Origin of the sequence: Allorhizocola rhizosphaerae (assembly GCF_003426775.1) — a bacterium.
GTDB lineage: Bacteria > Actinomycetota > Actinomycetes > Mycobacteriales > Micromonosporaceae > Allorhizocola > Allorhizocola rhizosphaerae.
Map to the genome: position 1 here is coordinate 1 of NZ_QJUG01000110.1, position 13798 is coordinate 13798.

Annotated in this window: 16 protein-coding genes and 1 pseudogene; 6 read left to right on the forward strand and 11 right to left on the reverse strand. The window is 69.8% G+C overall.

Going from position 1 to position 13798, the window contains the following annotated elements:
* Window positions 1-155 precede the first annotated feature (155 nt).
* From DM816_RS23155 to pdxR, 4 genes and pseudogenes are all read right to left on the reverse strand, one after another.
* Entirely contained in the window at window positions 156-905 is a 750-nt protein-coding gene (locus DM816_RS23155) for a GNAT family N-acetyltransferase (RefSeq protein WP_162907738.1), read from the reverse strand.
* A gap of 62 nt (window positions 906-967) precedes the next feature.
* Window positions 968-1157 (reverse strand): annotated as a pseudogene (locus DM816_RS44640) (transposase); the annotation flags it as partial.
* Between the two features lie 101 nt (window positions 1158-1258).
* Window positions 1259-1756, reverse strand: a complete 498-nt coding sequence (locus DM816_RS23160) for a DinB family protein (RefSeq protein WP_211588815.1) — start codon at window positions 1754-1756, stop codon at window positions 1259-1261.
* A gap of 92 nt (window positions 1757-1848) precedes the next feature.
* Window positions 1849-3231 (reverse strand): MocR-like pyridoxine biosynthesis transcription factor PdxR, encoded by a 1383-nt coding sequence (gene pdxR, locus DM816_RS23165; protein WP_246002151.1) that lies wholly within the window; start codon window positions 3229-3231, stop codon window positions 1849-1851.
* A 69-nt stretch (window positions 3232-3300) separates the two neighbouring features.
* On the opposite strand from pdxR, the gene DM816_RS23170 reads away from it, so the two are divergent.
* The 3 genes from DM816_RS23170 to DM816_RS23180 all read left to right on the forward strand — a co-directional run bounded on the left by DM816_RS23170 (window position 3301) and on the right by DM816_RS23180 (window position 7680).
* On the forward strand, window positions 3301-3741 hold the full coding sequence (locus tag DM816_RS23170) for a carboxymuconolactone decarboxylase family protein (RefSeq protein ID WP_117212510.1): 441 nt from the start codon (window positions 3301-3303) through the stop codon (window positions 3739-3741).
* A gap of 98 nt (window positions 3742-3839) precedes the next feature.
* The gene (locus tag DM816_RS23175) at window positions 3840-4250 is read left to right on the forward strand and encodes a hypothetical protein (protein ID WP_117212454.1); all 411 of its coding nucleotides are present in this window, start codon (window positions 3840-3842) and stop codon (window positions 4248-4250) included.
* 40 nt (window positions 4251-4290) lie between these two features.
* Entirely contained in the window at window positions 4291-7680 is a 3390-nt protein-coding gene (locus DM816_RS23180) for a serine protease (protein ID WP_162907739.1), read from the forward strand.
* On the opposite strand, the gene DM816_RS23185 is transcribed toward DM816_RS23180, so the two are convergent.
* Genes DM816_RS23185 through DM816_RS23195 form a run of 3 tightly spaced genes read right to left on the reverse strand, consistent with a single transcriptional unit; the run spans window position 7621 to window position 9213 of the window.
* On the reverse strand, window positions 7621-8148 hold the full coding sequence (locus DM816_RS23185; RefSeq protein ID WP_117212458.1) for a hypothetical protein: 528 nt from the start codon (window positions 8146-8148) through the stop codon (window positions 7621-7623). The genes DM816_RS23180 and DM816_RS23185 overlap by 60 nt on opposite strands.
* Complete coding sequence (locus DM816_RS23190; protein ID WP_117212460.1) at window positions 8145-8900, reverse strand: hypothetical protein; 756 nt, start codon at window positions 8898-8900, stop codon at window positions 8145-8147. Before DM816_RS23190 ends, DM816_RS23185 begins: the two co-directional genes overlap by 4 nt.
* 1 nt (window position 8901) lies before the next feature.
* Window positions 8902-9213 carry a CU044_2847 family protein gene (locus DM816_RS23195; RefSeq protein ID WP_162907741.1) on the reverse strand — a complete coding sequence of 104 codons (312 nt, stop codon included), beginning with the start codon at window positions 9211-9213 and terminating at the stop codon, window positions 8902-8904.
* A 107-nt stretch (window positions 9214-9320) separates the two neighbouring features.
* Here DM816_RS23195 and DM816_RS23200 point away from each other — a divergent pair, with 107 nt between their 5' ends.
* A complete protein-coding gene (locus tag DM816_RS23200; RefSeq protein ID WP_117212464.1) occupies window positions 9321-9851 on the forward strand; it encodes an SCO7613 C-terminal domain-containing membrane protein in 531 nt (176 codons plus the stop codon).
* 51 nt (window positions 9852-9902) lie between these two features.
* On the opposite strand, the gene DM816_RS23205 is transcribed toward DM816_RS23200, so the two are convergent.
* Window positions 9903-10310: a hypothetical protein gene (locus DM816_RS23205; protein ID WP_246002152.1), complete on the reverse strand. Its 408-nt coding sequence runs from the start codon at window positions 10308-10310 to the stop codon at window positions 9903-9905.
* A gap of 51 nt (window positions 10311-10361) precedes the next feature.
* Window positions 10362-10835, reverse strand: coding sequence for a MarR family winged helix-turn-helix transcriptional regulator (locus tag DM816_RS23210; RefSeq protein ID WP_117212468.1), 474 nt, complete (start codon window positions 10833-10835; stop codon window positions 10362-10364).
* A 30-nt stretch (window positions 10836-10865) separates the two neighbouring features.
* On the opposite strand from DM816_RS23210, the gene DM816_RS23215 reads away from it, so the two are divergent.
* Entirely contained in the window at window positions 10866-11447 is a 582-nt protein-coding gene (locus DM816_RS23215; RefSeq protein ID WP_117212470.1) for an NADPH-dependent FMN reductase, read from the forward strand.
* 1 nt (window position 11448) lies between these two features.
* On the opposite strand, the gene DM816_RS23220 is transcribed toward DM816_RS23215, so the two are convergent.
* Complete coding sequence (locus DM816_RS23220) at window positions 11449-12108, reverse strand: response regulator (protein ID WP_117212472.1); 660 nt, start codon at window positions 12106-12108, stop codon at window positions 11449-11451.
* Window positions 12105-13292, reverse strand: coding sequence for a sensor histidine kinase (locus tag DM816_RS23225; protein ID WP_117212474.1), 1188 nt, complete (start codon window positions 13290-13292; stop codon window positions 12105-12107). Before DM816_RS23225 ends, DM816_RS23220 begins: the two co-directional genes overlap by 4 nt.
* A 115-nt stretch (window positions 13293-13407) precedes the next feature.
* Between DM816_RS23225 and DM816_RS23230 the strand changes: the two genes are divergently transcribed.
* Window positions 13408-13776 carry a DUF2568 domain-containing protein gene (locus DM816_RS23230; RefSeq protein WP_117212476.1) on the forward strand — a complete coding sequence of 123 codons (369 nt, stop codon included), beginning with the start codon at window positions 13408-13410 and terminating at the stop codon, window positions 13774-13776.
* The last annotated feature ends 22 nt before the right edge of the window (window positions 13777-13798 follow it).

Sequence of the window (13798 nt, forward strand, 5' to 3'; positions counted from 1 at the left end):
GGCGTGGCGTGGGGCGGGGCATGGCGAGGGGCGAGGCGTGGCGAGGGGGTGTGGCGAGGGGCCGGCGCGGTCACGGGTCGCCACAGGTCAGGAGAGGGGCGGTGTGCCAGTGCGGTCGTGGCGGTCGGGTGCCAGGGGTGGTGGTGCGTGGTGGGTCAGGTGGTCGCGCCGAGGGCGGCGGCGATGCGGAGCCAGGACTCGGCCTCTTCGCGGCGGCCCAGGCGCTGCAGGGTGCGGCCCAGCATGAGGTGGGCGTAGGCCTCCGTCGGGTGGCGCTCGACGATCCAGCGTAGCTCTCGCTCCGCCTGGCGCAGCCGCGCCGAGTGATAGTAGGCCCGCGCCAGCAGCTCGCGCGGGGCCACCTCGGTCGGCGCGTCGGCGACCACGCCCTCGAGGAGTCCGATGGCGACAGAATAATCCTTGGCGGCGAAGAACAATTGTGCCCGCTCGTAGCGGCGCAGGATAGTGTCCTTCATGAGCACCGTGGTGTGCGACAGGATTTCGGCCACCTCCCAGCCACAGCGCCGAAAGTAGCCGACCGCCTGGCCCGTCGCCGCCCACAGGGTCGTGTCGGTGTGCCGCTCCACTTCGGACAGTAACGCCCGCCCGATGCCCTCGCCGCGCCGCTCGGGCGCGACGATGAGACCGAGGATCCACGGCGAGCGATCCCGCCGCTCCGCGATGTCGAACTCGCCCAAGCCCACCGCGCCGACCGCGCCGCCGGTCGCGTCATCGATCGCCACCCACGTCTTGGGCAGGCCGTGACGGCCGGCCTCCCGCCCGGTGGCGTCGGTCCACCACTGCGGGTCGGTCGGCTCCGGCGGATGACCGCACTCCTGCCAGCGCAGCAGGCCTATGCCTGGTACCAGATAGGGATGATCTGAAAGGTCTTCAATCGAGATCACCACACCTACGATACGAGGTGAACGGCCATCTCGCCGGTTGCCGGAGGCACTAGGCCGCACCGGCCGTACAGGCCGGGCACGTCGCGCCACGGTCTGCCGGCCCGGAGCAGCCACCGGGTCGGCGTCGGCGAGCTGCCGTCTGCTCCATTTCGGCGGGCGTCCTCTACCGGACGCGGTTGGTGGCAGCGGCTCCAGCGCTGCACACTGCGCGTCGGTGAGGTCGCGCCGCCTCGTCACCGCTGCGCTGGCCACGAGGCCTCATCCCGCCCGATCAACGGCAGCGGTTCTCACCTCTCCGTCGTGCGCAGGGTTCCGTCCATCACGCCAGGCGGCAGAGAGTGTTGAAGGACGGGCTATGCCAGTTGGCGACGGATGTCCAGCAGGTGGTGGCGCAGCTCGTGCAAGGTGTGTACGGCGATCCAACGCAGCGAGCGTTCCTCGTGCTCGGGATAGGGGTAGACCAATGTGCGCTCCCAGTCGGAGGCTGACAGCCGGTCGAGGACATTCGTGAACAGTAGCGTCGCGTCCTGAAGCTGGCGGGCGACATCAGCGGGCCGTTGCCGGGCATATCCGTCATGCTCAACCCGCTCGTCGCGTCCCATGGGCTCGGCAACCGGCGTGTCAAGGCGTCGCGCGGCCAGCACCCGCTCCCGCTGCGCGAGCAGCACATCGCGCATGTGACAGGCGTATTCGAGAGGTGACCACATATGCGGCGTCGAGCGCCGCCGAAGCACCGCCGGCTCGGCGCGCAGCAGGTCTGCGTACTCGCGCGCATGACCCATGGCAAGCACCGAGACCGTTGGAGCCAGGGCGAGGTCGTACTCGAAACCGCACTCCGCACAATCCGTCACGCCCTCACGCTAACACCCAACCTGGCACGCAGCCGGGCACGGTGAGGGTATGGCTGCTGCTCCCGTCGACGCGTTGGCAGCGCGAGTGGGAGTCACTGTCGCGTGTGGATCGAGGCGCGGAGGAGGCGCAGGCCGTCGGCGATGCGGTCGTCGCGGATCGCGCCGTAGCCGATGACGAGGCCGGGTAGGGGTCGGTCGGCGCAGAAGCGGGCGAGCGGGCGCACGGCGACGGGTGGGTCGGGTGTGAGTGTCGCGTGTGGATGGAGGTGGGCGGTCACGTGCAGGCCGGCGACCGAGGGTACGACGTCGAGCACGTCGGCGAAGTCGCGCCGGAGGATGTCGAGGATCATTGTGCGGCGTCGGTCGTACCCCCGCATGGTTTTTCTGACATGCCGGGCAAGGTAGCCGTCCTCGATGAAGCGGGCGAGGGTGGCCTGGGTGGTGAGATCGCCGTGCCAGTCGGTCAGCTGTTTGGCGGTGCGCAGCGCCGGTTGCAGGCTCTCGGGTGCGACGAGGAAGCCGAGTCGCAGCGCCGGCAGCAGGGTCTTGGAGAACGAGCCGACATAGATGACCCGCCCGTCGTGGTCGAGGCTCTGCAGCGGCGCGAGCGGGCGGTCGGCGAAACGATATTCGCTGTCGTAGTCGTCCTCGATGATGGCCGCATCGTGTCGCGAAACCCAGTCCAGCAAAGCGATCCGCCGCTCCAAGGACATCGGCATGCCCAGCGGGAACTGGTGCGACGGTGTCGTGTAGACCAGCCGGGTGCCGCGCGGGATCGCCTGCACGGCAAGGCCTTCCGCGTCGACGGGCACCGAAACGACGCGTGCGCCGAGCGAGGCGAACAACGCCCGTGCCGGAGGATAGCCCGGCTCTTCAACGGCCACAACGGTTCCCGGGTCGATGAGCACCCGCCCGACCAGGTCGAGTGCCTGCTGCGCGCCCTGCGTCACAATGACGTCGTCGGGTGCGGCGCGCACCGAACGCGACTGTCCAATGTAGCGGGCGATCGCCGCCCGCAGCGCGGGGCTGCCCGTGGGCGCGCGATAGAGCTCCGTCGACAACGATTGCCCGATCAGCCGCCGCCACGTCTGCACCGGGAAGTATGCCGGATCGGGGACTCCCACGCGGAAGTCGTAATCCGGGGTCTCCGTCGAGGAGACGCCGGCCGCGATCGACCCCCACAGGGCACGCGGCTGGATGCTGCCCGCGGGGGCCTGCCGGGGCCGCGCCTTCTTGAACGTGCCCACGAACGTGCCCGAGCCGACCCGCCCCGTCAGATATCCCTCCGACGTGAGCCGGTCGTAGGCGGCCGCGACCGTGTTGCGCGACACGGACAGGCGCTCGGCGAGCTCGCGGGTCGGCGGCATGCGGTCGCCGCCGCGCAGCGTTCCGTCCCGGATCGCCGCCAGGATCTGCTGGTAGATGCGGGTGGCGAGGTCGCCGCGACCGCTCAGGTCGACGTGGAAGCCGGTCACGATTGGCCCAATCAGATCCCTAGGAATTGGCACTTTGATGGAGCCAATATAGTTCCTATCGTTGGCCGCATGAAAGAGCGTCTCGTGATTAAAGACCTGGCCACCAAGCAGTACCGAGCAATGATCCAATTCGATGACGTGGTCTCCGGGCATTCCCTGCCCAAGCCGCTCGTCGAGCTCATCAAGCTGCGGGCCAGCCAGCTCAACGGGTGCTTCTACTGCGTGGACATGCACACCAAGGATGCCAAGCAGGGCGGCGAGACCGACTCCCGCCTGCACGGGCTGGTCGTGTGGCGCGAGGCGCCCTACTACACCGACGCGGAGCGGGCAGCCTTCGCCTTCACCGAGGCCGTCACGCTCATCCACGACGGGCACGTGCCCGACGACGTGTGGGAGTGGGCCGCCAAGCACTTCACCGACACCGAACTGGCCGAGATGATTATGGTGCTCGTGGCCATCAACTCCTGGAACCGGATCTGCGTCAGCACCCGCATGCAGCCCACGGCATGAAACGCCAACTTGGCCCCGCGCAGGCGGCACGGCGCTGCGCGCACCCTCGGTTCGCCTGACCGGCGAGCCGATTGCCTGCCGACGGTACCCTGCACGGCGTGGAGATCCTGGGTGCGAGTGCCACGGACGCGGAGCTGATCGCGGCGGTGCGGCGGTGGGTGGGGCTGCTCGCGGCCGACGATTTCGAGGCAGCGGTGCGATTTCTGTGGCAGGGCGAGGGTGCCGGTTCCATGGCCGTCTCCGCGTCGAGTTTGCGGGAATGGCTGGGCCGATATGAGCCGGCGCCGCCGCTGAGCACGGCGCGGCCGGCGCGGGTGACGGCACCCGAGACCGCCGGTGGGCCGTTTGACCCGCTCGAAGAGGTGTTTCGCCGCGACGACGGCACCGTGTCGTCGGTGGACTTCTCGCTGCCGTTCAACGGGGAATGGAGCGAACTGGTGGCCTTCTTCGACGTGGTGGACGTGCCGGGTGGGCAGGCGCTCAAGCTGCGCGACATCTATATCACCTGATCGGTGTGGCAGATGGCCGCGGTTTGCTTGAATGGGTCCCGTGTTCGAGCGGTCTCCCACCCAGCAGGCCGGCGAGCGGCATGCCCGCAACTGCGCCGTCTCGCTGTGGGCGGGCGAACGCTATCTGGGCAGCGGCTTCTTCGTGGCCAAGCAGGTCATCGCGACGTGCGCGCACGTCGTGCGCCGGGCGGGCGATCAGGTGCAGGCCGAGTGGCTGGGCGAGCGCTACGAAGCCGAGGTGCTGGTGCGCGACCCGCTGGACTACCACGCCAACAGCGAACCGTTCCCCGACATCGCGTTCCTGGGGCTGACGTCCGGTTTGGACCATCCGTTCGTGAACCTCGCCGAGGGCGACCCGACGCCGCGTGGCGACCTGACGATCGTGGGGTTCAGCAGGTACACCCCGGAGCGCGGGGTCGCCGAGGACCTGGTGACGGTGGAGATCGAGGGGCGGGTGGGCCGGTTCCTCAAGGTCAAGGATGGCGTGCTGGTGCACGGGCTGAGCGGCGCGCCCGTGGTCGACAAGTACGGCCAGGTGATCGGCATGGCCAAGGCGCGGGCCATCAGCTACGACGCGTCTTCCGGCGCGGGCGAGCAGGGCGGGTGGCTGGTGCCGGCGTCGGAAATCCGCCATCGCTTCAAGCGCCATGAGGTACGCCTCAAAGCCGGCCTGGCCGCGCGGCCCACGCTGCTTCGGCCCGATCCGGGCAGCCCGCTGCACCAGATGCTCGTGGCTCAGCGGGTGGCCGCGGCGCGTTATCCGTACCGGATCGCCAAGCTCACCCACCGGCCGGTGCCCCCACTGTCGATGGTCTATGTGGAGCAGCGGACGCAGGTGCGGCGGGAGCTGGACGTCTCCGCGATCACGCCGATCCAGATGATCAACCGGCATCGGCACGTGCTGGTGGTCGCGGGTCCGGGCGGGGGCAAATCGACGCTGCTGCAACAGTTGGTGGCCCTGTCGGCGCAGTGGTGGCTGCGCGACGAACCGCCGCGGGCGGGCGCCGAGCCGGAGCTCGGGCCGGTGGTCGTGCTGCGCGTGGCGGCCACCGATCTGCTCAAGCCATCAGCGTGGTACGAGTCCATCGCGCGTGCGGTGAATCTGGAGCTTCGCGGGTACCAGAAAATCGGCATCCGCCCGGAAATCTTCGAAGAGCCACCGGTTCCGGGCGCCGAATGGCTGATCCTCATCGATGGGCTGGACGAGGTGCTCAGCGAGGAGCGCCGTCAGGAGCTGACCGTGATGCTGCGCACGCGCGTCGGCGAATACGGGGCAACGGTCCGCTTCGGTGTGGCCAGCCGGCGGCTCGACGAGACGGAGTTCGCCGAGCTGCGGCAGGGCCTGACCCCGTTCGAGGACGCCGACCGGCTGGGCGAATATCAGCTGCGCCCGTTCGACGACGAGAAGCTGACGGTGTTCGCGCACAAGTGGTTCCGGCCGCCGAACGGGCCTGCGGCGGCCACGAGTCCGGAAAGTTTCCTCAGCAGCGTGTCCCACAGCAGAATCCGCCCGCTGGTCGAGGTTCCGCTGATGGCCACGATCGCGGCCGTGGTGCACGAGGAAAACCCGGGCGTGCCGCTTGCCGAGGACCGGGCGGGCCTCTACGAGCAATTCGTGTCGTGGTTGCTCACTCGGCGCGAGACCCGGCCCGCGCCACGCGATGCGCTGATCGAGCGGGTCGCCGAGTATGGGCGCGAGGCCGTCGAGCTGTCGGAGTTCCTGTTCTCGCGGCGGTACGAGTGCCTGGGCTATCTCGCCGACCGCATGCTGCGCGACGACCGGGTGCCGGCCGAGCATCTGGTGCACCGGTGGCTGAGCGAGCACGACCGGCCGCTGCCCTACGGGGTGGAGCCGATCGTGTTGCGTGAGTTCCTGCTCAGCACGGGCCTGCTGGAGATTCAGGGCAACCACCTGCAGTTCATCCACCTGAGCATCGCCGAATACCTGGCGGCCAAGGTGCGGGTGTCCACTTTCGACCCTGAGCGCTGGCTGCAACGTGTGGCCCAGACCGGCCCCGACAGCCTCGGCCTGTTCACCGCCAAGGAGTGGGTGCGCTCCGGCAACGACCTCATGCCCGTGGTGGAACGCCTGCTGCCGCACGACTTCGACAGCGTGGCGACCCTGCTGCAGGACGGCGTGGTGGGCGACCGATCCGACGACGTCATCGACAAGACCATGGCCGTGGTGCGCGCAGGCGGGCGGCCGCCCGGACGGCGCATCTTCCGCGCCATCCTGCAACGCGGTCGGGATAGGACAGTGCTGCCGCGCCTGTTGTCCAGCCCCGAGGTCGGCTTGGAGAGCCGGATCGAAGCGGCGAAAGTGCTTTTGCGAGAGGGTACCGAGCACGAGCGCCGCCAAGCCGCCGACACCCTCGCCGAGCTGGCCTACACGGCCGCCGCCATGAGGCGCGGCGGCGTGTCCGAGCGGCGGGCGCGCCTGCTGGCCACGGTGGCCCTGGCCGAGGCGGGCGATGGAGCCGATCGCTTGTTCGCCATGCAGCACCTCACGCATCAGGTGGAGACGCAGGCCGACGACGAACTGCGGGCGGAGGCGATCTCTTCGCTGGCCCGGATCGGCGAGCGCCCGGCGGCGGTCATGGCGTTGCTGCGCCGGTGCTGCGCGGCGCAGCGGCCGATGGCCGAGCGCGTGGCGGCCATGCACCAGCTGAGCGACGTGCTGTACTACTTCGACGCGATCGATGCGGGCGATACGCCGCCTGGCCCGAGCGGGCCCTATGCGCCGGCCTGGGCGTTGCTCGGCGGCGTGGACTGGGCCGGGCCGCGGGCGGCCGAGCCGTACCACATCAATCATTGGCTGGAATGGGCTCTGGCCGATGCGATCGCGGCCGCGCACGAGTTCGACCCGGAGGGCGCGGACGACATCGTGCGGGCGCTGATGCGCGACCGTGCGCACGCCTGGGACAGCCGGGCGCGGGTGGCGTCCAAGCTGAATGTGAGCGGCCGGCAGGAGCTGGCGCGCCGGGCGATGGCCGAGGCCGCACGCGATCCGCTGGAGCCGGGAGCGCGCAAGGTCGCGGCCATGGTGATGTTCCGCGACGGCGCGTCGTGGAGGGAGTCGTTGCGCACGCTGGAGGAGTGGGTCACCGATCCGCGGCACAGTCTCGACACCCGGCTCGCGGCGCTGCACACCATCGCGGGCGAGCTCGACGACGACCGGCTGGAGCAGCTCGCCGCCGACACCGGAAACCCGCTCGATCTGCGGGCTTCGGCGGCGGTGATGCGCGGGCGCAGGCGGGGCGACTACGACTGGGTGCGCGACACCTTGCGCGCCATGGCACGCGAGCATCCCGGGCTCTCGCCGGCGTGGGCGAAGGCGCGCGCGGCCGAGGTGTTGGTGGGGATCGAGGGCCTACTGGCCCGGCGGCGTGGGCGCAAACCAGCCCGCCAGCGTGGTGGTGAACGCCGTTGACGGCGCGTGGCACGGGGCCGCAACGCGCTCGCAATAGGTGCCGTTCCAGAGTCCAATGAGGACGATGGCGGCGACGACGAGCAGGACCCGGTGGTTCAGCACGCGCGTCTCGCGCTCCGACCACGCCCCGGCCGCTCGGATGGCGTCCAGCACGCGCGGCAGCGCCCGGTTGAGCGCGTCGCCGAACGCGTAGACCACACCCGGCGGGTGCGCGCCCAGCAGCCGGATCGCCCGCGTGGCAAGGTATTCGGCGGTCAGCAGGGTCAGGTGGCAGGCGACGCACACCGCGATGGCCAGCCGGGGCACGACGCGCACGATCAACCCGGTGGCCAGCCGCATGGCCAGGATCACCGCGAGCACCACCGTGACGCCGAACAGTGGGAAGGCCGGCCAGTCCGACGAGCCGAGCAGCATCGTCCGCGCGAGCGACTCATACCAGCGGTAGACGGCGTCCAGCAGGCCCATCACAGCTCGGGACCGCCGTCCTTGGGCAGCAGCTTTTCGATCCGCTCGACCAGATCGGCGTAGCGCTGCACCGCCCGCCTGGTCAGCGCCACCACCTCCTCGGCAAGCACCTCGTGCCGCGCCCAGCCCGCCCCGGCGGGCAGGCCCAGCAGCGCGGCCTGCGCGAGATCGGCGTCCTCCTGCCACGCGTCGCGCGGGTCGCGACCGAACAACGTGGACAGCACCTCGCTCTGGCTCGACCCGTCGACGCCCGCCTCGGCGACCGAGCGCAGCCCCGCGAGGTCGAGCCGCAGCCCACCGGACAGCGAGATCCGCTGCGGCAGCATCGCGCCGACGGCTTCGTAGATCTGGGCGGCCGTGGTCATCCGGCTCGGGTCGACCGCCCGATGGCACCACGCCTCCACCGCTTGACGGCACAGCGCCGGCGGCTGGGTCAGGCGGGCGGCCACGGCCTCGACCGGATCGATCACCTGCCAGATGACGTCGAACCGCAGCGCCAGCGCCTCGATCCCGTCGTGTCCAAACACGACGATGCCCTCCAGCTCGCCGAAGTGTGGCGCCACGTCGACGAGATAGACCTCGCGCGGGCGGCGCCACAGCAGCTCGCCCGCCGTGTATCCGCCCGGCGGGCAGGACAGCCCGCCGTCGTGGGAACGGTAGACCATGGCCGCGCCGGGCGCGCGCCGCCGATGCGTCAGATCGGGCGCGGCGCCGAATTCCTCGATGAACAGGATGGGGTTCTCCAGCGCCTCCACCTCACGTGTCAGCCTTTCGATCCCACTCCATCTTCACAGTGATCGACGCCTCGCCCGAGGCCTCCGCCAGCACGCTGGTGAGCACGCCGGACTTCACCGCGAGCTTGAGTCCGATCTCGACACCGAACCGGTCCGGCGCCTCGGGCAGCGACGATCGCACGGTCTGCAGCGCCCAGCCGCCGACCTTGCTGATCGCCGAGCGAGCCTCGTCGAGCCGGAACCGGTCGAAGGCGCCCACGTCGGAGTCGACCATGGCCACCTCGGCCAGGATCACCTCACCGTCGGGAAGCTCGACCTCAACGATCTCTTTCACTGGCTGTCCTCGCGGGTTGAGGGGCACGATCAGCTTCATACAGTCAGGTGAGGATAGCAATGCGTCGTTCTATGCGTGGCGTCGGAAACCCGCTAGCGTCCGGGGTCATGGGCCACCTTGTCCGGCTGATTGCCACGCTGGCGCGTTCGACCAGGGTGGTCGATCCGTATGGACCCGCGAATCCGTCCGAGGTGTTCGCGGCCCACCTGGCACGCGCCCACGGCCTGTTCTCCGACGAGACTGAGGAGGCCGCGCGGTCGCGGGAGCCGCTGTTGGACGAGCGCGACCTGTGGCTGGTTCTGTTTTGGGCGTACGCCGGGGGCTGGACGGCGCTCCTGCTCGCGCTGCGGGTGGGCGTGATGGAGGCCTACACGCTGCCCGGCGCGGCCGTGCTCATCGTGGCAGGGATGCGCCTTGAGCGCCCGCTGCTCTTGCGGGCCGGGCTGGCGCTGGCGTTCGTCCCGAGTTCGATCGCCGCGTTGTTGGCCGAACCGTCGTGGGTGCGGCAGGGGTTCCTGCTGCTCGGCAGCGCGCTCATGGTCGTGATTGGACTGCGCAGGCAACTGCGAGCGCCGGTGACGATCGGCGCGGTCGTGCTCGCGGCGGCCGTGGTGGTCACGGTGTGGCGAATGGCGTAGGGGCTCCCGGCCCGGCGCGGGGGAGATGCGGACGGGAGCCCCGGTCCGTGGTCAGCTGGACGGCTTCTGGTCACCGCGCGGCCCGCCACCCGGCTTGCCGCCGTGGCCGTGGCCGAACCCGCCGAGCACGCCGGCCTCGTACGCCTTGATCACCGCGTCGGCCTCGGCCTGGGTGAGCTTGCCCTCACTGACGGCCGTGGCCAGGCGCTCCTTCAGCGCGGCCGTGCGGTCGGCCGGCGTGGGGCGTTCGCCTTGCTCGTTCTTCTTTTGCTCCTCACGCACCTTGTCCAGCGCGGCGGTCACCTTGGACTCCTCCACCCCGAGCTCCTTGGCCAGCGCGGCGGCGAGCTCCTGATGGCGCGTGGACTTGTCTCCTGTGGCATATGCGGTCACGGGCGCGGCAATTCCCAGGGCCAGGATGCCGGAAGCGCCCAGTATCGCTAGCGTTCGCTTCTTCATCCGCCGAGAGTTCATCGCCCAGCTCAGAGCCTGCTATGGCGGGGCTGGCAGTTAGCTGGTAGGCAGTTGCCCGCTTAAATGTTCGACGATCCGATGGCTCAGGTCGGCCAGCGCGTCGAGCTCGTCGTCGGTCAGCAGATCGATCATGTGCCGGCGCACCGAGGCCACGTGGCCGGGCGCGGCCTCGACGATCGCCTCCCAGCCCTCGTCGGTAAGCACGACCATCGAGCCGCGTGCGTCGCCTGGGCACTCGTGCCGCTCGACCAACCCGCGCTGCTCCATCCGCGCGAGGTGATGCGAGAGACGGCTCTTGGACCATCGCATGTGGGCGGCCAGCTCGCTCAGGCGCTTCTTCCTGCCCTCGGCCTCCGACAGGTTGGACAGCACGTCGTAATCCGGCTCGGACAACCCGCTCTGGCTCATCAGGTCGCGCTGCAGTTGCAGGTCGAGAAGAAGCCTCATCCGCCGGTATCCGATCCAGGCGCGCATTTCCCGCTCGTCGAGCCATCGGGGCGTAGTTGACATGTCACCAAGATACCAGCTACGGTTGATGACATGTCAACAAACGGTCAGCGTCCACGCCTCAACGTCGTCATCGCGAGCACACGTCCGGGTCGGGTCGGCGAGCAGGTGGCGCAGTGGTTCGTGCCCATCGCGCAGGAGCATGCGGGCTTCGACGTCACGCTCACCGACCTTGCCGTGCTTGGGCTCCCGCTGCTCGACGAGCCTATGCCCGCCATCGAGCGGTTGCCCTACACGCATGAGCACACACGCCGGTGGAGCACGACGGTCGCCGCGTCGGACGCGTTCGTGTTCGTGATGGCCGAATACAACCAGGGTTATGCGGCCTCGCTGAAGAACGCGCTGGACTTCCTCTACCCCGAGTGGGCCTACAAGGCGGTGGGCTTCGTTTCATACGGCATGTCGTCGGGCGGTTTGCGGGCACAGGCCGCGCTGCGCCCGGTGGTCACCGCGCTCAAGATGGTGCCGGTGGCCCACACCGTCGTCATGCACCTGCGGGAGACCCTTGACCCGCAAGGCAAACTGACGCCGGCTCCGCGGATGGCCGACACTGCCAAGGAAATGCTCGACGAGCTGGCGCGGATGACCGGTGCGTTGGCGCCTCTGCGAGCCTAGATCAAAATATGGAAGTCTGTGCGAGTCCGGTCTCATAGGCGACGATGACCAGCTGCACGCGATCGCGCAAGCCCAGCTTGGTGATCGCCCGCGCCACATGGGTTTTGGCGGTCAACGGGCTGATCACGAGCCGCGCCGCGATCTCGTCATTGGACAGTCCGGCCGCCACGAGCGCCATCACCTCGCGCTCCCGCGCCGTCAGCACATCCAGCCGGCTTGACACTCCGCTTTGGATGGTGGCGAGTGGACGGTTGGTGAACCGCTCGATGACGCGCCGGGTCACGCTCGGGGACAGCAGCGCGTCGCCCGCCGCCACCACGCGGATCGCCGAGCGCAACGCCTCCGGCTCGACCTCCTTGGTCAAAAACCCGGCCGCGCCCGCCTGCAGCGCCGCGAACACGTGCTCGTCGGTCTCGAACGTGGTCAGGATGACGACCCGGCACTCGCTTGCCACCTGCCGGGTCGCGGCGAGCCCGTCCATGCCCGGCATGCGGATGTCCATCAGCACCACGTCGGGCCGCAGCGCGCGCACCTGCCGCACGGCCTCCTCGCCCGTCCCGGCCTCGCCGACGACCTCGATGTCCTTGGCGCGCCGCAGCAGGCTGCGAAAGCCCGCCCGCACCAGGGATTGGTCGTCGGCGAGGAGCACGGTTACGGTCATGACCTTACCGGAATCGTTGCGGTGACACGGAATCCGCCGTCGGCACGGGGGCCGGCGTCGAACGTGCCGCCCAAAGCCGTAGCCCGCTCACGCATGCCGGCTATGCCATGCCCGGTCTGGTCAACCGGCCCGCCGCGCCCGTCGTCGGACACTGCAATGTGGACCGCGTCCGGCCCGTAGCGCAAACTCACGCGCACATGGCCGGCCCCCGAGTGACGGACCACATTGGTCAGTGCCTCCTGGACGATGCGATAGGTCGCCAGCGCCACCGGGGCCGGGACGGCACCCGCTTCCCCCTCGATTTCCAAAACGCTTTCCATCTGGGTACCGTCGACAAGCTCGCGAATCGCGTCGAGACTCCCTTGCGGGGCAAGGGATTCGCGCTCTCGCAACACACCCACGAGCGCACCCAGGTCGGCCGCTGCCCTGCCGCGCACCTCCTGCGCCGCGCGCAGGGCAGAGCGCGCCTCCTCCGGCGAATCGTCGAGTGCCTCGTCGGCCACGCGCAGCTGCACCCCCACGACGGTCAGCGTGTGCGCCACGACGTCGTGCAGCTCCTGCGCCATGAGCAGGCGTTCCTGCGCGGCCGCCTGCTGCGACTCCAGATCGCGCTGCCGTTCGAGGTCTGCCATGCGCGCCGCCGTTTCCGCCCGCCACCCGTGCAGGTTGCGGTAGGCGCGGGCGAGCGCGAGCACCACGACCACCCACAGCACCTCGAACCCGAGCTCCTGGGGCATCTGGCCGAGGTCGAGGGCGTCCGAGCCTTCGAGCAGGTGGTCGGGCGGTATCATGAACGGCGCGTTCAGCAGGGGCACGGCGACGGTCCCGATCGCCCACGCCAGCCCGCGCCGGGTCGGCCCCGCCGCCACCGTGAAAATGGCGGCCGACGCGGGCAGCACCCAACCGGCCCCGCTCAGGGTGCCTATGTGCCAAGCCGACGAGGCCGCGACGCTGACCAGCAGCACGGCCACGGGCCAGCGTCGGCGCAGGAACAGCAACGCCCCCAGGAACATCCCCAGCACCACCGCACCCCACGGGGCCGGCACCGGTTCGAGAACACCGCTGTCGAACAGGGTCGCGACCGCCGGCACACCGATGACCGTGAGCGCGGCGAAGGCCGCGTCGACGCGCACCGGGTGGGCCTGGTCCAGTTTCACATTCGCATCATGCCGTGTGCGTTTCATGACTGAGACGCTAGGGACGCCGGGGGCTTGAGCGCGTCGTCCGCGCACAGTCACCTGCGTCTACTGCTCCTGTAGTACGCTCGCCCTCGCTCTGCAGGGACGGTAGGAGACAGTGATGATGCCGCGCTGGAATCTGGTGCTGCGCTTCGTGCTGGAGGTCGCGGCGCTGATCGGGCTGGCCGTCGGCGGTCACCGGCTGGGCGGATGGCCGGTGGCGATCGCGCTTGTCCTCGTGGCCGCGGCCGCATGGGTGGTGTTCGCCGTGCCGGGCGACCCGAGCCGCAGCGGACGGGCGCCCGTCCCGGTCTCGGGCATCGTCCGGCTGTTCGTCGAGGTCGCCGTCATCATCGGCGGCGCGGTGGCGCTGATCGCGTCGGGCTACGAGCTCGCGGGCTATGTCCTGGGTGGATTGTTCGTCCTGCACCTCGCGTTCTCGCCCGACCGGCTGAACTGGCTGGCCAAGCAGGGGCGGCGGGACCGCTAGAAAATTTGTGCAACAGCGGCCG

Coding starts and splice junctions, on each gene's coding strand:
- DM816_RS23215 (WP_117212470.1), top strand. CDS start 10,866: ATGTCAACAAACGGTCAGCGTCCACGCCTCAACGTCGTCATCGCGAGC.
- DM816_RS23230 (WP_117212476.1), top strand. CDS start 13,408: ATGATGCCGCGCTGGAATCTGGTGCTGCGCTTCGTGCTGGAGGTCGCG.
- DM816_RS23200 (WP_117212464.1), top strand. CDS start 9,321: ATGGGCCACCTTGTCCGGCTGATTGCCACGCTGGCGCGTTCGACCAGG.
- DM816_RS23210 (WP_117212468.1), bottom strand. CDS start 10,835: ATGTCAACTACGCCCCGATGGCTCGACGAGCGGGAAATGCGCGCCTGG.
- DM816_RS23220 (WP_117212472.1), bottom strand. CDS start 12,108: ATGACCGTAACCGTGCTCCTCGCCGACGACCAATCCCTGGTGCGGGCG.
- DM816_RS23205 (WP_246002152.1), bottom strand. CDS start 10,310: ATGAAGAAGCGAACGCTAGCGATACTGGGCGCTTCCGGCATCCTGGCC.
- DM816_RS23170 (WP_117212510.1), top strand. CDS start 3,301: ATGAAAGAGCGTCTCGTGATTAAAGACCTGGCCACCAAGCAGTACCGA.
- DM816_RS23225 (WP_117212474.1), bottom strand. CDS start 13,292: ATGAAACGCACACGGCATGATGCGAATGTGAAACTGGACCAGGCCCAC.